We start from the raw sequence: 24,648 nt of genomic DNA on the forward strand, positions 1-24,648 counted from the left end.
GTGATTCAATTTGTAATGCTTTATTATTGCATTCAATTATTACCTAACAGTGTGCATTTGTCCTGACAAAATCAGCCAACTTTGCTGACAAAACTCTGACGAATCTATATGTCATGGAAAATCGGTAACATAGATGAATAGTTCTTATATTAAATTAAATCAATGGCTTATTGCGATTGAGTCAGGTGATGTATTTTACTATAAGAGTGAAGATAGTGACTCTAATGATCAGGCCGTAGCTCGTCTAGAACCGAAATCGACCATGCTGCTTCTTGAATTAGCTCATCATTCGAATCAGGTCATTAGCAAACAACAGTTGGTGGAAAAGATATGGCCTAATCAAGTGGTTACCGATGATGCCTTAACCCGATGCGTTTCCCGTTTACGTAAAGCGCTTAATGATAACGCTAAGCAGCCAAGCATCGTTGAAACGGTTCCCAAAAGAGGCTATCGACTGATCGCAAAAGAGATCAGTTGGCACAATGAAAAAGTCTTGGCACAAACAAATCAAGCTAATCCAACCAATCAAACGAACCTGTCTTATGCAAACAAAGCGACCTTATCGTCGACTAAAAACACATTGCTCATTGTAACGGCATTGCTGTTGGCGATTATTATGTTTGTCTGGCAAAGCACCGATCAGGTTAGCCAAGGTTCAGATTCAACAGCTAACGCTTCGTTAACGGAAGTGGATAAGTTAAGCGAACAAGCCGATAACGTATACTCGCAAATGACCCGCCAAGGCAATGTGACGGCAATGGCGTTATATCAGCGGGTGCTTACCCTTAATCCAGAGTCTGCCAAAGCCCATGCTGGACTGGCCAATGCCTTGGTGCAACAAGTGATTCGATGGTCAGATTCAGCCACCGAAACCACATCGTTACGTCTTGCTCTACAACAACATAAAACCAACACAGAGCAGGCAATATCGACCTTAGAGCGAGCATTGTATTTAGCCAATAAGTCAGTAGAGCTGGCGGATAAATTGCCACGAGCCTATAAAGCGCTTGGCTTCGTCTATTCTGCGCAAGGTGAATTTGCTAAAGCAAAACAAAACTACATGCGGGCAATCGAGTTGGACTCGGATAATTGGCAAGCACAAATTAATATTGCTGAGATATACGAAATTGAAAATCAGTTAGCGCGTGCAATAGATTACTATCAACAAGCGTACGCAACGATGGAGCGAGTATACTCTACACAATCTGCGCAAATACAGCCTTGGCATGCGGATTTAGGCGCCTTAATTGGTGATAAATACCAACAACTGGCACAGCCACAAGATGCCGAGGCGTGGTATCGACGAGTATTGAATTTTGCCCCTTATAATGAGCGCGCATCACTCGGTTTAGTTAGCTTACTAAACGCATCAAATAGACAGCAAGAAGCCAAGCGAATGTGTGAAAAATTTGTCGAGCACATCGGCAAGCCTGTTTGCCCACCGACATCGTAATTACTCTTTTTTTAGCTGAAATAGCTGCCTTATTGTTGAGTCACTTGGCAATAAAATAGGCTTAAAAGTTACAATCATCTCGCAATTTTTAGCTGTTTTGTCGGCACGCAGATGTTATTTAGATCAACTTTTTTTATCTATTGTTAATATTTGCTGATTATTACAAAAATCTATCAAGCCCTTTACTCGCCTGATGTTCGTGATAATTTCACTTACTCGAACTTTCACTTTTGTCTGTTTTTTTGTTCGAATCGTTCAATCGGACGACATCATTGTACTGCTGTTATAAAAACTTTCTCATGCACTTCTTTTTGCTAATTTGATGCCAACCAATGAAGTGTAAATAACTAAAACTGGAGACCTCTGTCAGCGCAACTTGCCTCGCAGAGATGAATTTCAGAAAACAATACCAGTAATGTAAAACATGGGGTTTACAATGAGAAAAAACCAAATTTTTCTCACATTGTCGGTGACAGCTTTGTTGTCTCTTACGGCATGTGGAGATGGGGATGCAGATGATAATGTCGAACGCACATTGTTTGCTGTGGGCGACATCTTTGAGGGTAAAGAAGATGGCGATCCGGTAACAGGGGATGTCAGCAGGAACGATCTAGGTGACGGACTTAGCTTTGCCGTGCCAGAAGGTGCGGCGATGGCAAATGGTGTCCTGGAATTTAACAGTGACGGTACATTTGTTTATACAGCAAATCCTGATTTTAGTGGTGAAGACAGCATTACCTATACGGTAACTCAAGAAGGCACTGGCGAAACCGATAGCGCCCAGCTTACTTTCCTTATTGAGAGTGATTTTGAAACGCTAGCTGAGTATGGCTGGAATTTGGTTTGGGCAGATGAATTTGATGGTGAAGCATTAAATGACAGTGTTTGGGCAGGTGAAAACACCAGCATGGCTGATGGTCAGCTAGCAATAGCAGCGCAACAAGATATGCCGTCGTCACTTAAAACCATTGCCGGTATTTCATCTGGTCGTGTTGAAGCCAGCATCATGGTACCAGAAGGCACTGATGTCATGGCGGTATTCGGCTTAATGCCAATCAATGATATGTATGATGGCTACAATGCATTAACGGCATTGAAGAGTCACGGCAACGGCTTTATCGCCGGTGCTCATTATGGTCTTGGCTTAACCAGCGGTGTTGAGTTTAACGGTGACAGTGTTTCTGCTGCCAAAGAAGATTTTCAAAATTACGCCATCGAATGGGACGAGAGCCAAATTCGTTGGTACATCAATGGCGTTCACGTTCACACGGTTAATCCATTAAACACCTGGGCATACAATATGGCCGGTGATGATGTTGTCGTTGACAACGACGGTCCTTTCAACCAAGAACTTCAGGTTGTTTTAAAACTTGATGCAGCCGCTGAAAGCGATGCGCAATTGCTGGTTGATTACGTCAAGGTTTGGTCTTGTGACCCAAGCGTAGAAGCCAGTGTTGAAAACTGTGCGTCTAATGTTAAATCGGCAATCAGCAAAGCAGCGTCCGATCGAATTGAGTCTGTTGAAACGGTTGTAACCGAGATTTTTAATGACGGTTTCTATGATAAAAAAGACGTCAAAGTATCAGACCTAGAAGCGCTTACATGGCACCACACCGACGTTGTTACTGAATTATCAATTGGTAACTTTAACTCGCCGACAATCGAGATGGTTGAAACAGAAGGCGAGCACAATCTTGTTATTGATGTTAGCCATCCTGAAGGTGATGCCAATATCGGAATTCTGACACCAGGTGTTGAATTGGTTGGTCACAATGCAGTATTGAGCTTTGATTTATACATCGATAGCGCCAATACCACGACCGAAACCCTAGATATTCGCATGGAGACAGGCTGGCCTTATATGGGCATGTTTGTCTGGAATGTTGCCGACTTAGCGCTTGATACCTGGGTAACCTATGAAATCCCAGTAAGTGACTTTGTCGCGAGCCCCTTTCTTGCGCCAGACTGGTTAACTTGGATCCCTGGTGTTGGTGAAGGTGACCCTCTGCCATTAGACACCGCTAATATTGGTGCCTTACTCGTTATTGAATTTCACGGTGGAGTACATTTCCAACTTGATAACGTTCAAGTTAGCTGTGTTTCAAACGAAAGTTGTTTCCAAGCGCCTCTAGCAGAACAAGAAGTTGAATCTACGGGCCCAGCAGGTATTCGCTACGAAGCTGAAAATTGGGATGCCGCGGGTGATGTCGCGACCGAAGATACTCAAGATGAGGACGGTGGTCAAAACGTTGGCTGGATTGATGCTGGCGATTTCCTTGAATACACCATAACCGCGCCTGGTGATGGTACTTACTATGTTGATTATCGTCTTGCCAGCCAAGGTGGTAGCGACGGTTTTGAATTCTCAATTGATGGCGTTGTGGTTGATACACAAGAAGTTGCCGATACCGGTGGCTGGCAAAACTGGGCAACTCAATCGTCTGCTGAATTTGATTTGACTGCAGGCGAGCATATTGCTCGATTCGACTTTGTCGGCGGTGCTATCAACATCAACTGGTTTGAGCTATTCGCGCCACCATTTGAGATCTTAGTTGAAGCTGAAAATTGGCAAGCTGCGGGTGACGTTGCTACCGAAGATACGGCAGACGAAGGCGGCGGACAAAATGTTGGTTGGATTGATGGCGGTGACTTCTTGGAGTACACGGTAAATATCCCAGCTGACGGTACCTATTTTATTACATATCGACTAGCCAGTCAGGGTGGTAGCGATGGCTTTGAAACCTCAATTGGTGGTGTTGTAGTAGATACACAAGAAGTTGCCGATACCGGCGGCTGGCAAAACTGGGTATCTCAAACTGCAGCGGTAGATTTGGTTGCTGGAGAGCAAACTCTACGCCTTGATTTTGTTGGCGGCGCAATCAATCTCAACTGGATAAAAATAACAAACTAAGCACCAGTATCTCCTATGTCGGTTCATCGTTTTGTAGTAGCGGTGGGCCGACGACCTAGGAGGTAACTCGCATATTTAGGGTTAACGATTATGTATAATAAAAAATTTAAGCAAAGTGCTCTGGCGATGAGTATCGCGACGGTTCTAGCGACCAGTGCTTATGCTCAAGACGCAACCTCTGACAACGAACAAGAATATGATGAAGCGGAGCAAATGGAAGTCATTGAAGTCACTGGTATCAAAGGTGTCTTCTTACGCTCAATGGATTTAAAAAGGGAAGCAAAAGGTATTGTAGACGGTATATCCGCTGAAGATATCGGTAAATTCCCTGACACCAACTTAGCGGAATCATTGCAACGTATTACCGGTATTGCTATCGAAAGGGATCGCGGTGAAGGTTCAGAGATTACCGTTCGTGGTTTTGGTCCAGATTTCAACTTGGTGACCTTTAATGGTCGTCAAATGCCGACCACAGGTGGCCGTTCATTCGACTTCAGTAATATCGCATCTGAAGGTATTTCTGCGGTTGAAGTATACAAATCAGGTCGAGCCAATGTTCCGACCGGTGGTATTGGTGCGGTGGTCAATGTTGTCACCAGCAAACCATTGCAAAGACCAGGCTTACAAGCGGCTTTTAGCGCAAAAGGTGTGCACGATAAAGGTACACGAGAAGGTAACGATGTAACGCCAGAGTTTGCGGCGTTATTTAGTGATACCTTTGCCGATGATACTTTCGGTATTGGTCTGTCATTTAGTTATCAAGAGCGTGACGGTGGCTGGCAATCAGCAACCACGCAAGACTTTATGAGTCGTAACTTCGTCAGCCAAGCTGAAGTTGAAGCCTATGAATTGGAATTTGGTGAACCACACCCAGATAATGAGTGGGGTACGATATTTGTTGGTGATCCAAAAGCTATCGGCTTCCCGACCGAAACCGTAGACGGTATTTATGCCGTGCCAACCAACATTCAATACAACTTGGATGACTTTCATCGTGAGCGTGTTAATGCTCAATTAACCATGCAATGGAAACCTATTGATAGCTTGGTAGCAACCATTGACTATACCTATGCTGAAAACGAAATCGACACGGAACATAAAGATTTATCAGCTTGGTTTGAGCCCTCTTGTAGTACCCGTGAATCGGAATGGGTCAAAGAAGGCAATATATACTCTCCAACGCGTTATTCTGTGGTTGGCTGTGCCGTCGATCGAATTCAAGGTGTAGGCCGCTTTGCGACCGTTGATGAAAACAACTCTTTAGGTGTTAATTTCGAATGGACACCTAACGATAGTCTAAAGGTTATCGCTGATTACCATGATTCTCGTGGTGAACAAAAGCCAAACAGTAAATATGGTTCAAGTGGTTTTGTAGCGGTAGCGTCACTTAACCGAATCACCACCGATGGTTATTTTAGTGCCGATGGTATGCCGATTCTGGATATTGAATTAGGTGAACGTAATTCTAATAACCAAATTATCCGCGTCGATGAACTGGACGTAAATGACATGCAGTTATCAGGTAGTGGCTTTGGCTCTATTGATAACCAAATGGACGTAGAACAACTGCAAATTAGCGGTGAATACGTATTTGATAATGGCTTAACCATTGAAATTGGTGCCGCTCGTGTCGAAGTGGACAACGCCGGTCGTACCGCTTGGGTACCGCGAAATGCTTGGAGTGGTTTAGGTGAACCCGGTGATATTGCCGACTTACTCAGCATCGAATCAATCGATGGCGTTTTTGATGGCATTGAAGGCAGTAACGATCCGCGCATGACCACCGATTATGTTACATGGGATTTTGATGCGCTTATTGAACGTGGTGAGCAGCTATTAAAATCCGGTTACCACGGCAGTGTTGAAGGAAATGGCGGTCCATGTTTGACCAACTTCTGTCCAACTTATAATTTTGATGTTGATGAAACAACGAGCGAAGAATCAAACTCTTTCTACATACAGGGCCATTATGAAATGGAACTGTTTGAGATGCCGCTTAATATCTTCGTCGGTATTCGCTATGAAGATACCGAAGTTCACTCAAAAGCGTTAGTACCATTATACGATCGCATTGAATGGAGTGTATTTAGCAACGGTTTTGACCTTTATAAGCAAACCAATGCAGATGGCAGCTCAGTTCAAGGTTTCTCTGAAATCAAAGGTGACTACGATATGTGGTTACCTAGCATCGATATTGATTATGAAGTTGTTGAAAATGTCATAATCCGAGCCTCTTATAGCCAAACAATCAGTCGCCCAACGTATAACGACATTAAGGGTGCCTTGTTTGTCGATTGGTTTGGTTCAGGTGGTGGCGGTGGTCGTCGTGGTAACCCACAACTCTTGCCAATGGAATCTACTAACTTAGACTTTTCATTTGAGTGGTACTTCGATGAAGCGAGTTATATGTCGGTAGGTTACTGGACCAAAGATGTGGAGAACTTCATTGTTACGAAAACATTTGAAGATCAGCCATTATTTGGCAACTTAACGACGCCGATTGAAGGCGACCTTTACAATCAAGCTATCGAGGATATAACCGGTGGCGACCCATTCTTTGAATATACACCTGAAGATGTGAACGCCTATTTTGCTGAACACTTTGCTGATGAAGCGAATGTTGAAGTGACCGGCGAAGGTGATGAAATTGAAGTTGTGGTAACCGGCTTACCTACCGATCCTGTGGCGACGTTCGATGTGAATATTCCAATTAACCAAAACGAAACCACAGTAGATGGTTGGGAAATTGCGATACAACACACCTTTGGTGACACCGGTTTTGGTGTACAAGCGAACTTCACCATTGTTGAAGGTGATCTTGAGTACGATATCAACAAAAACGAAGACCAATGGGTTGTGCCTGGTATGAGTGATACCGCTAACTTGGTCGCGTTCTATGAGAAATACGGCTTCCAAGTGCGTGTTGCTTATAACTGGCGTGATGATTACTTGCAATCTGCAGGTCGCGATCCGCGCTTTGTTGAAGAGTATTATCAGTGGGATGCCAACATCAGTTACGATATCAATGAACACTTTTCGGTATTTGTTGAAGGCATTAACTTGACCGAAGAAGACCAGCGAATTCATGGTCGTTCGAAGTATCAAGTACGAGAGTACTCGGTGGGTCATACTCGCTATAACTTTGGTGCACGCTATGTGTTCTAAGCACATTACCTAAGCACATAATAACAAAGCCGCTATTGTCAGCGGCTTTGTCATTTATATAGCTTAACTAAGTGGTGGTTTTTTAGACACTTGCTCAAGTTGTATATATTATTGATATTCATGCAAAAATTAATGCATGGCAGGTTGTTAACAATAAGAAGACATTAACATGATGAAGTCACTATTAAAGTATCTGCTTTTTTCATTATCAATTTTGATGATAAGTGCCTGTGGTGGAGGGGGTGGTAGCGACGACACAGATCCGATCGTCAATCCGCAACCCGACCCGGATGATTCAGGTGATAATTCTGACGATGGCTCAGGCGATGGCTCTGGTGATGGAGACGACTCTGATGACGATTCAGACCCGCAACCAGAACCTGATGCCAAGGCAGATAAACCGATATTGGTGTTTAGCAAAACCGCTGGCTATCGACATGATTCGATATCTGCTGGGCAAACTATGTTGACCAATATCGCCGATAATATGGGTTGGCAAATCACTTTCAGCGAAGACAGTAATGATTTTAATAGCAGCAATTTAACGGACTATTCGCTGGTTATATGGCTTAATACCACTGGTGATGTATTGAACAGTGACCAGCAACAAGCTTTTCAGGACTTTGTTGAATCGGGCGGTGGTTACTTAGGTATTCATGCCGCCAGTGATACTGAATACTCTTGGTCTTGGTATGGCGATTTGGTTGGTGCCTATTTTAGTGCCCATCCGCATGTACAATCAGCCACTGTAAACATTGAAGATGATCAACATCCGGCGACAGCGCATCTTGCTGAAAACTGGACCCATACCGATGAGTGGTATAACTTTCAGCAAAACCCAAGAGCGAATGTAAATGTATTGATGGCTCTCGATGAGACCAGCTATGAGCCAGGTAATGGTGCCATGGGTGATGACCATCCTATTGCTTGGTATCATCAGGTAGGCGAAGGCCGATCATTTTACACTGGCTTAGGTCATACTCAGCAAACCTATCAACAGCAAGATTTTATCGACCATATCGCAGGCGCTATGATGTGGGCAGGGCAATTAGCTGCTGGTACGCCGGTATGGAATGGGGCGGCGCCAAGCGATGCCGACTTTACCAATACCGTATTGGCCAGCTCTATCAACCAACCGATGGAGTTGGATATCTCAGCCGCTGGCGATATTTATATCATTGGTCGTGAAGGTCAGTTTTATGCCATGGAAGATGGTGAATTGGCAGAAAAATCCGTACTTAATGTTAATGCTTCCCATGAAGGCGGCTTGATTGGTTTCGCCCTCGACCCTGATTTTAGCAGCAATCGTTTTGGCTACTTTCACTACACCGATACCAGCTTGGCTCAGCATAATGTGTCTCGCATCCCCATAAAAACCGATAACACCTTAGATTTAGCTGCCGAGCAGGTTTTGTTGAGCTTTGCTGTGCAAATTGATGAGTGTTGCCATGTTGCAGGATCGATGGACTTTGATAGCGAGGGTAATTTATATATTGCCGTGGGTGATAATACCAACCCCTTTGCGTCAGACGGTTATACCCCTATTGATGAACGCCCTGGTCGCAGCGCTTGGGATGCGCAGAAGTCTTCATCTAACAGCAACGATTTGCGCGGTAAAATATTACGTATTAAGCCTACCGCTGACGGCTACACCATTCCCGCAGGGAATTTATTCGCCCAAGATGAGCAGCATCGAGCGGAAATATACACCATGGGGCATCGCAATCCGTTTCGTATCGCCATTGATCCGAGCAACGACAATTTACTTTGGGGTGAAATAGGCCCTGATGCCGGTGGCTCTAATGCAAGCCGTGGTCCTGCGGGTTATGATGAGTTAAACATTACCGACAGTGCCGGCAACTTTGGCTGGCCCTATTTTTCTGGTAACAACGAAGCCTATCGAGATTATGATTTTGCCACATCGGTAAGTGGTGCCGCATTTGATGCCAGTAATGTTATTAATGACTCACCTAACAATACGGGTGCCAGCAGCTTACCTAATGCCAAACCCGCTTGGGTCACCATGAGCCATCGTGCCTTGATGGTGGCAGGTGTTTATCGTTGGGATAACAGTGTTGAAGATGAGTATAAATTACCGAGTTATTTCGATGGTCGTCTTATCTATTGGAACTTTAATAATGATGAGATGTTTGAAGCGTCCGTTGAACAAAGTGAGCCAACGTTACGACGCTGGCTTGATACTTCCGTAATGGCTGGCATCATCGATGGTGTCATTTCACCGCATAATAATCGATTGTATTTAATTTCATTTGGCGGAAATTGCTGCGGTAAGCCTAATGATGCCGGCTTGTTGGTGGAAGTGAAATACACACCTAATAATGCTGGTAACACAGACAGTGCCGAAAACACCTATGCCATAAATGCCGGTGGCGCAGCGGTCAATGCTGCCGATGGTACCTTTTATCAAGCCGATGATTTTTTTAGTGGCGGTCACGGTAGTGGCTCGTCTTTAGCGATTTCGGGTACCGATAATGATCGCATTTACCAGTCTCACCATTGGCAAGAAGGTGGCTTTTCATATCATTTGCCAATTGATAATGGTGACTATCAGCTAACGCTAGAATTTGCAGAAACCTATTTTAACAATGCCGGCTTACGGGTGTTTAATGTTGATGCCGAGAATAGCCAAATTATCTCGCAGCTGGATGTCTTTGCCACCGTCGGCGCCGCCAGTGCCTATCTAGTGGTTTCCACCGTCACAGTGAGTGATGGTAGCCTTGATTTACAATTTGATCCGGTCATCGAAAACCCTATGGTCAGTGGCATTAAAGTCATCCCCGTCAGTCGTTTTGTTGCTGGCGATGCGATTACCTTTATTGCCGCGGTAAACGGCCAATATGTCACTAACGTCGATGGCCAACTAAGCGCAACACAAGAGACAGCCGCCGAAGCAGAAACCTTTATTTTGGTTGATGCTGGCAATGGCTTTGTTGCCTTGCAATCATCAGCAACAGGCAATTATGTCACCGTATTGCCTGATGGCCGTCTTGCAGCGAGCGCCACGTCGGTTAGTGAACACGAATGGTTTACCTTGGTTGAAAATGACGATGGTTCGTTTGCATTAAAAGCGGCTATTAACGGGCTGTTTGTTGCTGTCGAAGATGGTGCAACCGGTGCGCTTATTGCCAATCGAGAGTCTGTCGATTCAAGCGAAACCTTTATCATTAATAAGGCGGAAGTATGTAATCCAGATTTCAGCTACGCCATAGCGTGTCGACCTAATGCTAAGGCGTATTTGGACATGCCAAAACGTGCTGCAGATGATTTAAGCAATGTGCCAGCATTGCTGTCGCAAACAGGTGCCTTTAGTGACGTGGCCAACTTAACGCCAAGCAGCAGTTTGATTGCTTTCGCGCCTATTGCGCCACTTTGGTCTGATCGAGCGCTAAAGCAACGTTGGGTTGCTGTGCCATCAGGTGAAAAAGTGCAGTGGCAACAGCAAGGCAAGTGGCAATGGCCAGCAGGCACTGTGTTTGTTAAACATTTTGCGTTGCCAACACACGAGCAGGATGCAAGCGCAGTGCGTCGCTTGGAGACTCGCTTGTTGGTTATTGGCGAACAGCAAAAGGTCTATGGTGTTACCTACCAATGGCGAGAAGATAATTCAGATGCGGACCTGCTAACTAGCGGCAGCTCACAACAATTTACCATCCGTTCGAGCGATGGCGATTGGACGCAAACTTGGATGTATCCAAGCCCTAGCGACTGTCTTAATTGTCACAATGATGATGCCGAGAATGTATTGGGTGTAAAAACCGCATCGCTTAATAGTGATTATCAGTACCCTTCAGATATCAGTGATAACCAATTGCGCACGCTTAATCATCTTGGTCTCTTTTCAACGGCGCTTGATGAGGCTGACATTTCTGCCTTTCCCGCCCATGCCCACATCAGTGATGAAAGCAAAACGTTAACCCACAGAGTGAGATCATATTGGGATATTAACTGCGCATCTTGCCATGGGCCACAAGGCATTGCCGCTTTATGGGATGGACGATACGAAACACCATTGGCGGACCAAGGTGTTATTGATGGTGAGTTAGCAAACCAACGCGATTATTTTGCTGATTATGGCTTGGTCGACCCAAAGGTTGTAGACCCTGGCAATATCAATAATTCAATTATGTATATTCGTGATAAAAGTTCCAACGCAAGTGACCGTATGCCGCCTTTAGGACGGTTATTAGAAGACAGTGAATACATGGCAGTGTTAGAGCGCTGGATAAACAGCTTAGAGTAAATCTCTTGCAGCACAAACACGCTGCAAGGGCGTTAAAAACAGCCTGACTTGGTTCCTTGATTTGGTTGCCTTTGTCAGGCTGTTCAGTTTTGTGTTATGCCTGTTGTTCATTTACCTTGCTTGGTAATATTTATACGCCTCATTTACCCCATCAATGTCAGTCTTTGACGTCAATTTATATCGATTTTTACTCTTTTTATCTTATCCATAATGAACTCAGGGGAATTGCGCCTATCCGTTGTTTTATAAGGTTTGTAGCGAAGTTCAGGTTATGTGTTTTTAGTCAAACTATCGAAATGTCAGAAAATCTTGGTTCGAATACGTTATCAGGACGACGGCTCAATAGGATTTAGGTGACATTGCATTATCAGCGATATTTTCGAATTTAAAGAGAAACACAGGTTGGCAATTTTGGCTTATATCAGTCAATAAACTTGACCTAAGGTTTCCAATAACAATAAAGAGGAAAGTTCAATGGCAAGTAACGATATTAATCTGGCTGGCAATAAACTGGCTCGAATAATTAAATCAGCCTTGTTAGGTGCCACCATAGTCACTCTATCAGGGTGTTTCGGTGTTGATAGCGATAACGATGGTATCGAAAGTGCAGTAAGTGCCCCAGATACAACCACGCAACAACCAGATGACTCATCTCAGCCGGAACCGGAAATTCCCGATTTAGCATTGGCGGATATCGAGGTACGTGATCGTCCTCATATTGACACATCTCTAGGTTATAACGTTATCCAAACGGATATGAATACCAGCTTACGTGGTGTCAGTTTATCGTTAGATGGCGGAGACCCGTATAACGCCGAGCAAGCTAAAACCATACCGACCATTGAGCAATTAGAATCGTTAGTACATGACTACGGTTTTAATACGTTACATGTCTACCTAGAAGGTGATGCAGAACAAAACCCTGATGCTGTTGGTGTTAATGAAACACTGGCGGATGAGCTTGTTGAACTGACACGTCAGGCAAAAATGTATTTGATTATCACCATTGGTAACAATGGTGAAAATGGTGCTATCCATAGCATGGAAAAATCTTTGGCATTTTGGAATCTATACGGTGCTAAGTATAAAGATGAGACCCATGTTATTTATGAAGCTCACAACGAACCTGTTTCATTAATTAATGAAAACTGGACTGAACAAGATTGGCAAAGACAAGCACAAATGTATGAAGCAATTCGTACTGTTGCGCCAGATACCATGATTCTACTTGGCTCATTTATGTCTTTCTATGGTGGCTCTGAAGCCATTGCCGGTGCTGATAGTTTAAAAGAGCAGTTTCCTGATATTTGGGACAATGCCGCGTTTGCATTTCATGCCTATTGGGACCTACCCGGTGTTGAATCGACGATTGCCGCATTTAAAGGCAGTACTGATTACCCAGCATTGGTAAATACTGAATTTTGGCCAGGTGATACCAAGAATGGCTATAACGAAGCATTCGAAAGTCACCATATTGGCTGGATGCAATTTGAATGGCTAGGTGCAAATAACCTTGACCTTGGTCACATCAAATACAGCTTAGACAGTTTTGGCACAGTGTGGCGCCCTGATAGTGGTGTTGCAACTTGGCCTGCAGCGGGTACGCCAACGGTGCCATTTGGCGAAGAAATCGGCTTATATAACCGTGCCGGTCATGCCTTTTTAAGTGTCGATGAGAGCGGCAACTTAATGGTGTCAGATCACAGCTTTGATGGCGAAGGGCAAGACACTTTTGTTGTCGTTGATGCCGGTGACGATGGTCATGTCGCGCTTAAAGCTGCCAACGGTAAATACTTAACGGTTGCTGATTTTGGCACGCCAATGACGGCAACCGCCGATGAAATTGGCAGTACGGAAAAACTTAAATGGCTTGAACTGCCTAGCGGGGATATTGCGCTTAGACCTTGGGCAGGCTCTGGTCATTTAGTTGGCTTGATCAGCGATGGTGACGATGCTCATACGGGATATATTGGTTCTGCTGGCGATGGTGCACTGCTAAACGGTGCGAATACCTTTTTAGTGGTAACCGAGGCAGCCGAAGCTCCATTACCTATGTTGGATGAGCCTAGTGATAACCCACCGGGACCTTTCTATGGGCAAGCTTTACCTGTACCAACCAATGGCGCAGGCGCACATCCGTATAACATGGATGCACCGAACGGTCGCTTATGGGCTGCTGATTATGACTTTGGCGGCGAAGGTGTTGCATACCACGATAGCAGTGCTGTGAACTTGGGTGATGCATACCGTTTTGATGAAGCGGTTGATGTCGAAGCGACTAACGAAGGTTATACCGCAGTTGGATTCTTCGAGGACGAAGAGTGGATGGAATACACCATCGATGTTGCCCAAGCTGGTAACTACATTGTCACTCTGCGTACAGCATCAGCGACAGGCGGCTTATTCAATCTTGAATCAAATTGTGTTGATTTGACCGGTACCGTAGCCACTCCTAACACGGGTTGGTGGGATATCTGGCAAGACATCGACGTTGAAGTCACATTAGAAACCGGTGTGCAAAAGCTGCGCGTCGTTAGTGGCGGTGGTTTTAACTTGATGAACATGGATATTCAAGCCGGTGGTGAAGGTAGCACTGAATTTGGCGAAGGTTGTCAATGGGTACCTGAAGAGCCTGCCGACGTTCGCGTTGAAGCGGAAGAGTGGACCAGCGTAATTGAACTGCCTGATGGCGAAGTTGTGCTAGAAACCACCCAAGATGTTGATGGTAACCAAAACGTTGGTTACATCGATCCAGGCGATTGGATGGAATATAGCGTTGAAATCCCTGAAGCCGGTTGTTACATCGCTGATTATCGAGTTGCCACTGAAAGCGGCAGTGAAGGGTTCACTTTAAGCTTTGACGGTGTGGTCACAGATACGGTTACCATTCCACCTACAGGCGGCTGGCAAAGTTGGATCACCTTAAGCAATGCAATAGAGCTTAACGGTGGTATGCAAACCATGCGCTTTGATGCGATTGGTGGTGCACAAAATGTAAACTGGTTTGAATTTAACTTGGTTGATGCCAGTGAATGTGAAGAGCAAGGCGAAGTTGTACTTGGTGACAACCTACTAACCAATGGTGCGTTTGACGATGCCACAGGTTGGACGGTCGTTAGTCAATGGGGTGAAGATGTTGATGGTAATGGCGTTGTAACCGTTGCTGATGGTGTTGCTTCGTTTACTGAAACCGTAGCCGGTCCTTGGACTAAGCATATGGGGCTTTATACAACTATTGAGCTGCAACCAGGCACCTACCAATTTGATATGGACATGTCTTATGAAAATATCAATGAACTATGGGGTGAAGTATACATAGGTAGCATGCAACCGCTAGATCACAGTGAGTACAATGGTGATCAGCAAGTAATCAAAGCCTATAACTCTTGGGATTGTCCTGATGTGATCACCTATACAGGTCTGGCAACAGAATCTGGTTGTGACTTAAATGAAAACCCAGGTCGCTTTGAAATAACTGAAGCGGGCACCTACTACTTACTGTTTAGATCGGGTGCCAATACCTATGGTACAACCGGTGTGACTTTGGATAACTGGACAGTAAAACAAGTCAATCCTCCGGTTACTGAGCCGCCGGTAGCAACAAACTTGATCACCAACGGTTCATTTGAAGATGACAGTGGTTGGACGGTAGTAAGCCAATGGGGTGAAGATGTCGATGGTAATGGTGTTGTCACCATCGCCGATGGTGTCGCCACGTTCGGTGAAACTGTTGCTGGTCCTTGGACTAAGCACATGGGTATGTATACGGTTGTTGATTTGCAGCCAGGTACCTATCAGTTTGACATGGACATGTCCTATGCCGATATCAACGAGCTATGGGGTGAAGTCTATATTGGTACCACGCAACCTGAAGATCACAGTGAATACAATGGCGATCAACAAGTGCTTGTTGCTTATAACTCGTGGGATTGCCCAGATGCTATAACGTATACCGGCGCCGCTACTGCGTCTGGTTGTGATGGCAGTGATAACCCTGGTCAATTTGAGATCACAGAAGCCGGTACCTATTACTTGTTGTTCCGTTCAGGCGCTAATACCTACGGTACAACAGGAGTCATTCTAGATAACTGGTCATTAGTTGCGGTTGAATAATCGTCACTAGTTAATGAGCATCAATTGCTGAGTGTAGCGCTCAGTGATTGATGCTTTTTTCAAATCAATCCAAGCGTTACAGCAACAATATAAATCATTGTTTTACGGCGATTCTGCCATTGAGTTGGTTGTTGTAACTTGCTATTAGAATAATTATAAGTTGGGATTTATTATGGCCACAGCACCTGTTTCTGCTGAGCAACCGACGAATGCATCGACCACAAACGGTCATGCAAATTACCGTTTTGCGTTAACCTCTCTAACCTCATTATTTTTTATGTGGGGTTTTATTACCTGCTTAAACGATATCTTGATACCGCATTTGAAAGGCATCTTTGATCTGACTTATGCGCAAGCTATGTTGATTCAATTTTGTTTCTTTGGTGCGTATTTTATTGTCTCATTACCTGCGGGTGTACTGGTTAAAAAACTGGGCTATCAATACGGTATTGTCAGCGGTCTGATCATCGCTGCGATGGGGTGTTTGTTATTTTATCCTGCGGCATCAATGCACAGCTATCCGGTATTCTTGTTCGCGTTATTTGTACTGGCAGCAGGTATTACCGTGCTGCAAGTCTCAGCTAATCCATATGTGAGTTGTTTGGGCAAACCTGAAACCGCGTCGTCTCGTCTTACTTTAACCCAAGCGTTTAATTCATTGGGTACCACGGTTGCGCCTTTCTTCGGTGCCTACCTTATTCTTAACGAAACCGCTGAAGCTATGGTCAATGCACAACAACAAGCCGAAGCAGTGCAAATGCCATATGTTCTACTTGCCGCTATGCTGCTTATTTTGGCGGCGATTTTCGCGAAATTGAAATTACCTCATATCGAACACCAACAAGCACAGGAAAGCTCTTCGAGCAGTATGGGCAGTGCTTGGCAATATTCACACTTGGTGTTAGGTGCGGTTGGTATCTTTGTTTACGTTGGTGCCGAAGTGGCCATCGGCAGTTTCCTTGTTAACTATTTTCATGAGTTACAAATACCTGGTTTAGAGACAGAAGCACAAGCGGCAAAATATATTGCCTATTACTGGGGCGGCGCCATGGTTGGTCGTTTCATCGGCGGTCTGGCGATGCAAAAAATAGCGGCCGGTAAAGCGCTTGCTTTTAATGCGGTCGCTGCCATTTTGCTGATTGCCATCACTATGGTGAGCGATGGGCAACTGGCGATGTGGTCTATTTTATTGGTCGGCTTATGTAACTCAATCATGTTTCCAACCATTTTCTCGCTAGCGGTTACCGGACTTGGTCGTCACACATCTCAAGGTTCTGGGGTGTTGTGTTTGGCCATTGTTGGTGGTGCGATTATTCCGTTAGCACAAGGTTTGTTAGCCGATATGCTCGGCGTACAAACGTCATTTTTCTTACCGATTATCTGTTATGCGTTTATCGTGTTTTATGGTCTGGTCGGTTCAAAACCTAAATTAAAGCAAGCGTAATGAATACGTATAAAAGGGATGCTATGAATTTTAAGCTTAAAAAAATTGCCCTAGGACTGGCGACGAGTTTGCTCGCCCTCGGGTGCAGTGAGACGACTAATGACAGAGCCTATATGGCTGCGCAAGCGCCGCAAGATGCGTCTGCCGTATGGCCTAAGTTAGATATTGCCGTAAAACCAGATCAAGCTGTTGAAGAACGTGTTAACGAGATCTTGGCAGGTATGACTTTACAGCACAAAGTTGCGCAGATGATTCAACCTGAAATTCGAGATATCAGTGTTGCAGATATGCGCAAATACGGTTTTGGTTCATACCTTAACGGTGGCGGGGCGTTTCCAGATAACAATAAGCATGCAACACCACAAGATTGGATAAAACTTGCCGAAGATATGTATCAAGCGGCCATTGATGACTCGCAAGATGGTTCAACCATTCCAACCATGTGGGGCACTGATGCTGTGCATGGTCATAATAATGTCATTGGCGCCACCTTGTTCCCACATAACATCGGTTTAGGGGCAGCGAATAACCCCGCGCTTATCGAGCAAATCGCTGCCATAACGGCAAAGGAAGTTATGGTCACCGGCATTGATTGGGTGTTTGCACCGACCGTCGCCGTGGTTCGTGATGACCGTTGGGGACGAACCTATGAAGGCTACTCCGAAGATCCTCAAATAGTTGGTGAGTATTCAGCCGCTATCGTTAAGGGTTTACAAGGCAGTGCTGATGGAGATTTTCTGTCTGATCAACGTGTTATTAGTACAGTTAAGCACTTTTTAGGTGATGGCGGTACTGAGAAAGGCGATGATCAGGGCGATAATTTGGCGTCTGAACAACAACTGTTCGATATTCATGCACAAGGTTATGTTGGTGGTTTAAGCGCAGGTTCACAATCGGTTATGGCATCATTTAATTCGTGGCATGGCAAAAAAAATCACGGCAATAAATACCTTTTGACTGACGTGTTAAAAGAGCAGATGGGTTTTGATGGCTTTGTTGTTGGTGATTGGAACGGTCACGGACAAGTGCAAGGTTGTAGCAATGAAAGTTGCCCGCAAGCTGTAAATGCTGGTTTGGATATCTTCATGGTACCGACGGATGCGTGGAAACCATTGTATGAAAATACCATCGCCCAAGTTGAAGCGGGTGACATACCAATGGCCAGAATTGACGATGCGGTTAAGCGTATTTTGCGAGTCAAAGTGCGTGCTGGTTTGTTTGATAAACCAAGTCCTGCGAAACGTCCATTCTCTGGCAAAACTGAGTTGATTGGTGCCAAAGAGCATAGAGACGTTGCACGTCAAGCGGTGCGTGAGTCTTTAGTGTTATTGAAGAACAATGATGGTCTATTGCCTCTATCGCCAAACCAACACGTATTGGTAGCAGGTGATGCGGCAGACAACATTGGCAAACAGTCCGGTGGCTGGACCATTACGTGGCAAGGCACCAATAATTCCAATGAAGAATTTCCTGGTGGTAGCTCGATCTATGATGGTATATCTGAGCATGTTACTGCTGCAGGCGGTAAGGTATCGTTATCCGTTGATGGCAGTTTTGAAGAAAAGCCTGATGTAGCGATCGTGGTATTTGGTGAAGAGCCATATGCTGAAGGTCATGGCGATCGCAACAATCTTGATTATCAAAGTGGTGAAAAAACCGATTTAGCCTTATTAAAATCTTTGCAAGAGCAGGGCATTCCCGTTGTGTCTGTGTTTATCAGTGGTCGCCCATTGTGGGTTAACGCCGAACTCAATGCCTCGGATGCTTTTGTTGCTGCTTGGTTACCTGGTTCAGAAGGTAACGGTGTTGCTGAAGTATTGATGACCGATGCAGATGGTAATGTGCAGTACGATTTTGTCGGAAAATTATCTTACAGCTGGCCAAAAAGTCCTGAGCAAGCCGTGGTAAATAAAGGTGATACGATTTACGAACCGCTACTGCCATATGGTTTTGGCTTAACCTATCAAGACAAATCGACGTTGGCGAATAACTTGGATGAAACGGTAACCTTTGATGCTGAAACGTTGCAAAATCGCAAAATTTTTAGTGGCCAATTGCATAAGCCTTGGTTGATGTTTTTGCAATCTGGTGAGCAATCAATTGATGTTGAATCAAACGCCCATCAAGTCGGCGCAGTAAGTTATCGTACTATTGATAAGTCAGTTCAAGAGGACGCCTTGAAAATCACCTTAGATGGCAGTGAAAATGCCGGCTTGCGTATTACGAGCGAAAGTAATTTTAGAGAAGATTTACGGCCGCAAATGGTGCTTGAGTCGGCCTTATCATTTAACGTCAACGTATTACAGTCGCCAACTGCACCTGTGATGTTGTCGATGATTTGTGAAGTCGGTCTTAATGAAGCGTGTACAGCGGATCTGGATATCACTGAGATGATTGCCAAACTGGAACCAAATAGTTGGCAAAATGTTTCTATCGACCTTAATTGCTTTAAGCAACAAGGTATGAGCTTTGCAGACTTAAATACACCATTTCAGTTAACTTCAAAAGGTAAAGCAGAGTTTGGCATTGCCGATATCGAGTTAGTGCCGCACTTGGCAAAACATGCAACGATAAGTTGTCAGTAATTTTACTAACGTGAACTTACTTAAAATCCCAGACCTAGGTTTGGGATTTTTTTTGTCTACTGAGCTTGGTTAGATTGTTGAGTGATTGATATCTTGTGTCGCTCTAGCCGCTTCAAAACATCGAAGGTTGTATATTTGTGACGCACTGATTGTGCTAATGCAAATGGCTTCATGGACGAAGGTTGTATATTTGTGACGCACAGGATGTGCTAATGCAAATGGCTTCATGGATGAAGGTTGTATATTTGTGACGCACAGGATGTGCTAATGCAAATGGCTTCATGGACGAAGGTTGTATATTTGTGACGCACAGGATGTGCTAATGCAAATGGCTTCATGGACGAAGGTTGTATATTTGTGACGCACAGGATGTGCTAATGCAAATGGCTTCATGGATGAAGGTTGTATATTTGTGACGCACAGGATGTGCTAATGCAAATGGCTTCATGGACGAAGGTTGTATATTTGCGACGGTGCTATTTCTCTACTTTGTGAACACTGCTATTGCTTCAAATCTGCCGCTTAAAGCAGCGGCTTAACCGCTGCTTTCAGATATGAGCTTGCCAGATATTTTGTCAGTTGCCTTTACCGATTGTCGATATTTCGATGGTGTCATGCCTTCAAACTTTTTAAAGAAGGTATAAAACACGGACTTACTATTAAAGCCCACATCCAAATAAATATCGGTAATTGTGGTATCTTTATGGAGCGGCGAGATCAGCATTTTCTTGGCTTCTTCTATGCGGTATTTATTGATAAATTCATAGAAGTTAATACCGTAATGACGATTTATCAGCATCGATAAATCACGAGGGATGATATTCAGAGTTTCCGCCAATTTATCTAGCGTGATATCTGGATCCATATAGGCCTTGCTCGCTAACATTGCCTTTTCTATTTCATTGGCTTTTTCTGGATTAAAGAAAGGGTCTTCGACCGGTTTGTTGGTCGGTTCTTTATTGCTCACCTTCTTAAACGTTATAAAGTGGCGAACCGCCAAAAACACTAATAAGTTTACTAGAATAAATGACGCATAATTGCCGGTAAGGCCTATATAAAAATAGACACCGTCACCTAGAGTAAAAAAGAAACTAAGTACTTTAACCGCCGATAACACGGCTTCGGCAAGCATCACCGTCATAAAACCAATGACTAGACTCGTTAGCCAATGGATATGGCCGCTTTCGATATTTGATTGGGTGTCCTGTAAACGGCTGCTGTATTTGCTAATCAAGACAAAGCAAGAGATGACATAGATAACTCGAACAATTTTACTGAACAGGTCGACACCAACAAAGCCACCACTGTATACAAACGATTCGGTCAGCAACATTTGCATACGCACGTTTTCACTGTAAGAGAAATACGTACTCGACATAAACACCACGTAAACAAGCAACGGAACAAGGTGGATAAGGTCTTTTTTCTTAAGGGTAAAATCTTTATAAATTAATGATTTAATGCACAAATATAACAGAGCGCCATCCAAAAAATACGCCAGTTGTGGAATAAAATATAAATGTGGCCATTGGGATCGTACCTGAAGCTTAAATTCAGCTCCCCACATCATTAATTCATTAATCGGGATCAACGCATGAGCAAGCAAAAAGGCAATAAGAAACCACGTACTTTTTAAACGACTGGTATTTGTAACATACAACAACGCACCAAAAAACAAACATTGGATCGCGGTCATGATCAGGATTACGTCATGAAAATTGAACAATACAGTCTGGAATTCAAACGGCTTCATCTTTTCCCTTGTTCAAGGCAGATTTTATAATTATTAACGTTGAGCATATCATGCTAAATCTTTGTTGCAATGCATTTTATCTAATGTAAATGGTAGCGCTTTCAATACTTCGTTAAATTGGTCATAAAACGTCGCTGTATTTAGCTGAAAATCTACAATTATGCTGTTTTTAGTAAGGTTATTTCGTTAGTGGATTTTTTTATTTTTATCGACTTGCTAATGCTTATTTTGAATACCTCTTTTACACCTTTTCTACATGCCTTGAAATCCTTACTTCGCTTCAATGATTCGCCAATAGTTTGTATTAATTAGCTTTATTCGAACTTAGAACCTTGGTTAATTTGCTGTTTGAGTAATGCAGGCGGACGACAGTTTCTTATCAACACGGTTAATTAAATAGTTATCAAGGGATAAACGTCTTTTGATTGTCATCTATTGACGGTAACAACAAGGATTTAATTGGTAAGGAATTCAAAAGCGGTAGATGGCTGAAAAATAACTAAAAATAATAATGGGGTTTATGAAACATGAACAAAAGCTCATCTATAAAAACAACAAATAAAAGGTTAACTATCGCAGCGGCGCTGACTATGGCCGCTATGATTAGTGGCGACGCCTTTGCCGCCCGTGATCGTGTCCATATCGATACATCACTTGGTTATAATGTCATCCTATCCGATCAAAACACCACTTTGCGTGGAGTTAGTGTGTCATTAGATGGTGGTGATCCGTACGGTTCAATCGAACCTATTCTGCCGTCGCAAGAATCGTTAAATAAATTAGCCACCGAATACGGTTATAACTTGTTGCACGTTTACCTTGAAGGTGATGCTGCACAAAATCCAGATCCGGTAGGTATAAATGAAGAGTTGGCGGATATTCTCGTCGCTCGTACCGCTTCCGCTAATCTATACCTGATGATTACTATTGCCAACAATGGTGAAAATGGCGCGATTCATTCAATGCAAAAGACATTAGACTTTTGGAGTTTATATGGCGCCAAATACGCCAATGAAACTCATGTTTTGTTTGAAGCGCATAACGAACCGGTTGCCGGGCAAAACCATGCTTGGTCTGATGCTGATTGGGACAAGCAAGTCGAAATGTACAACCACATTCGTGCTTTAGCACCAGATACCATGATCTTCCTTGGTAGCTTCATGTCGTTTAATGGTGCATCTTCGGCGATGTACGGTGCCGATTACATAAAAGCGGGCACTGGCGATGCTAACATCTGGGAAAATGCCGCATTTGCATGGCATGGCTACTGGGATTTACCTGGTATCGAATCGACCATTAACCCTATTCAAGATGCTGGTACCGATTACCCAGGTTTATTGTGTACCGAATTTTGGCCTGGTGACACTGAAAACGGCTATAACGCCGCGTTTGAATCGCACCACATGGGTTGGGCGCAATTCCAATACCTAAATGCACAAGATTTAGATCTGGATAACATCAAGAGTAAAATTGATAACGCTGGTACGGTTTGGAAACCTGACTCACCACTTGCTAATTGGCCGACTGCCGGTGACCCAGCCATCCCGGCAATGGGCACAAAACTTGGTATTTACAGTCATATTGATGGTCAATTTATTACTCATGATGGTACTAACTTGCAAGCTAATGCCGCTGCATATGGTGCTGGTGCGAATGACTCGTTCACCATTGTTGATGCTGGTAATGGTCGCGTTGCTTTGCAAACCGATGCTGGTAACTATTTGAGTGCGACCGGCGATGGCAATCCATTGACTGTGACCGCTGCGACGATTGGCGTTACCGAAATGTGGGAATGGCTACAACTGTGTCCTGAGCAAGATGTCGATGCCATGACATTACGCCCATGGGGCGGAGATGGTCACTTAATTGGTAAAGTAACACGTGGTAAAGACGCGGGTAAGTTATCGGCAAATGCCGATGATGCTTCCTATGATGGTATTGCTGAATTAGGTTTTGTCACCTCAGCAACGGCATCAGCACCTGCCGGTTGTGAAGCGCCTCTACCACCAGCGGCGGGACCATTTTATGGCGCGCCTATGCCAGTACCAACCGACCCATCGCAAGCACACCCATTCAATAGTTCTGCCCCTGGCAATGTGATTTATGCTTCTGACTTTGACCATGGTGGTGAAGGTGTTGCGTATCATGATATTGATGATGAAAACTGGGGTGGTGCTTACCGTTGGGACGTAGGTGTTGATATTGAAGCGTCAAATGGTTTCACTAATGTTGGCTGGATCGATCCAGGTGAATGGTTGAATTACACCATTGATGTGCAAGCCGCAGGTGATTATGTTCTAACCATGAGCGTGGCGTCTGCACAAAATGATGGTCAATTCCATATTGAAATGGACGGTGTAGACGTTACCGGTCCTGTGATCACACCTAACACAGGTGCTTGGAATAGCTATCAAGACATGCAAGTAACGGTCAGTCTAAATGCTGGTGTGCAAGAATTTAGGATGGTTAGTGCCGGCGGTTTTAACTTGATTAGCTTTGATTTACAACCTGGTACGGTAACACCGCCAACTGAAGGTACAGAGTCATCAGTGAACAACATTACCATGACATCGAGCAGCGGTAATGGTGGTCGAGTGACAGCGTATGCAACGGTAACCGTGGTTGATGATCAAGGCACGCCTCTAGAAGGTATCACCGTATCTGGTGATTGGAGTGGTTTATCTAACTCTTCAGCGTCGGCGATAACCAATTCGTCTGGTCAAGTAAGCTTTAGCTCAAGCACCGTGCGCAATCCAAGTGGTACGTTTACCTTCACGGTAACCGATATTACCGGTGGTTTGCCATACAATGCGGCAAGCAATACTGAAACATCGGATTCACTTAGCTTTTAATGGGTATTATTAGCTAACCTGCAAAGGCTGTGTAATGGGTTCATTGCACAGCCTTTTTATTTTAGGCTAGGCAAGCTGTTAAAAGCATGCATTCGCCGTAACAAAATACCC

The 24,648-nt window shown here is 44.2% G+C and carries 9 protein-coding genes; 8 read left to right on the top strand and 1 reads right to left on the bottom strand.

The features are described from left to right. Nucleotides 1-133 precede the first annotated feature (133 nt). From E2K93_RS08770 to E2K93_RS08800, 7 genes are all read left to right on the top strand, one after another. The gene (locus tag E2K93_RS08770; protein WP_135438735.1) at nucleotides 134-1,453 is read left to right on the top strand and encodes a winged helix-turn-helix domain-containing protein; all 1,320 of its coding nucleotides are present in this window, start codon (nucleotides 134-136) and stop codon (nucleotides 1,451-1,453) included. Between the two features lie 436 nt (nucleotides 1,454-1,889). Further along, nucleotides 1,890-4,364, top strand: a complete 2,475-nt coding sequence (locus E2K93_RS08775; protein WP_189637731.1) for a carbohydrate-binding protein — start codon at nucleotides 1,890-1,892, stop codon at nucleotides 4,362-4,364. Nucleotides 4,365-4,454: 90 nt separating this feature from the next. Next, on the top strand, nucleotides 4,455-7,529 hold the full coding sequence (locus E2K93_RS08780) for a TonB-dependent receptor (RefSeq protein ID WP_135438737.1): 3,075 nt from the start codon (nucleotides 4,455-4,457) through the stop codon (nucleotides 7,527-7,529). 169 nt (nucleotides 7,530-7,698) lie between these two features. After that, nucleotides 7,699-11,790: a ThuA domain-containing protein gene (locus tag E2K93_RS08785; RefSeq protein ID WP_135438738.1), complete on the top strand. Its 4,092-nt coding sequence runs from the start codon at nucleotides 7,699-7,701 to the stop codon at nucleotides 11,788-11,790. 474 nt (nucleotides 11,791-12,264) lie between these two features. Further along, the gene (locus E2K93_RS08790) at nucleotides 12,265-15,903 is read left to right on the top strand and encodes a carbohydrate-binding protein (RefSeq protein ID WP_135438739.1); all 3,639 of its coding nucleotides are present in this window, start codon (nucleotides 12,265-12,267) and stop codon (nucleotides 15,901-15,903) included. A 172-nt stretch (nucleotides 15,904-16,075) separates the two neighbouring features. Then, a complete protein-coding gene (locus E2K93_RS08795) occupies nucleotides 16,076-17,347 on the top strand; it encodes a sugar MFS transporter (RefSeq protein ID WP_135438740.1) in 1,272 nt (423 codons plus the stop codon). 23 nt (nucleotides 17,348-17,370) lie between these two features. Beyond that, nucleotides 17,371-19,932, top strand: coding sequence for a glycoside hydrolase family 3 protein (locus E2K93_RS08800; RefSeq protein WP_135438741.1), 2,562 nt, complete (start codon nucleotides 17,371-17,373; stop codon nucleotides 19,930-19,932). Between the two features lie 535 nt (nucleotides 19,933-20,467). On the opposite strand, the gene E2K93_RS08805 is transcribed toward E2K93_RS08800, so the two are convergent. Continuing rightward, on the bottom strand, nucleotides 20,468-21,685 hold the full coding sequence (locus tag E2K93_RS08805) for a helix-turn-helix domain-containing protein (RefSeq protein WP_135438742.1): 1,218 nt from the start codon (nucleotides 21,683-21,685) through the stop codon (nucleotides 20,468-20,470). 590 nt (nucleotides 21,686-22,275) lie between these two features. On the opposite strand from E2K93_RS08805, the gene E2K93_RS08810 reads away from it, so the two are divergent. Then, nucleotides 22,276-24,537 carry a cellulase family glycosylhydrolase gene (locus E2K93_RS08810; protein ID WP_189637732.1) on the top strand — a complete coding sequence of 754 codons (2,262 nt, stop codon included), beginning with the start codon at nucleotides 22,276-22,278 and terminating at the stop codon, nucleotides 24,535-24,537. Nucleotides 24,538-24,648 lie beyond the last annotated feature (111 nt).

The sequence above is a fragment of the Thalassotalea sp. HSM 43 genome, from assembly GCF_004752005.1.
Lineage (GTDB): Bacteria > Pseudomonadota > Gammaproteobacteria > Enterobacterales > Alteromonadaceae > Thalassotalea_A.

Bases quoted from the DNA above. Each gene is read 5' to 3' on its own strand.
- E2K93_RS08805 (WP_135438742.1), bottom strand. From the start codon at position 21,685: ATGAAGCCGTTTGAATTCCAGACTGTATTGTTCAATTTTCATGACGTA.
- E2K93_RS08775 (WP_189637731.1), top strand. From the start codon at position 1,890: ATGAGAAAAAACCAAATTTTTCTCACATTGTCGGTGACAGCTTTGTTG.
- E2K93_RS08790 (WP_135438739.1), top strand. From the start codon at position 12,265: ATGGCAAGTAACGATATTAATCTGGCTGGCAATAAACTGGCTCGAATA.
- E2K93_RS08810 (WP_189637732.1), top strand. From the start codon at position 22,276: ATGGCCGCTATGATTAGTGGCGACGCCTTTGCCGCCCGTGATCGTGTC.
- E2K93_RS08800 (WP_135438741.1), top strand. From the start codon at position 17,371: ATGAATTTTAAGCTTAAAAAAATTGCCCTAGGACTGGCGACGAGTTTG.
- E2K93_RS08785 (WP_135438738.1), top strand. From the start codon at position 7,699: ATGATGAAGTCACTATTAAAGTATCTGCTTTTTTCATTATCAATTTTG.
- E2K93_RS08770 (WP_135438735.1), top strand. From the start codon at position 134: ATGAATAGTTCTTATATTAAATTAAATCAATGGCTTATTGCGATTGAG.
- E2K93_RS08780 (WP_135438737.1), top strand. From the start codon at position 4,455: ATGTATAATAAAAAATTTAAGCAAAGTGCTCTGGCGATGAGTATCGCG.
- E2K93_RS08795 (WP_135438740.1), top strand. From the start codon at position 16,076: ATGGCCACAGCACCTGTTTCTGCTGAGCAACCGACGAATGCATCGACC.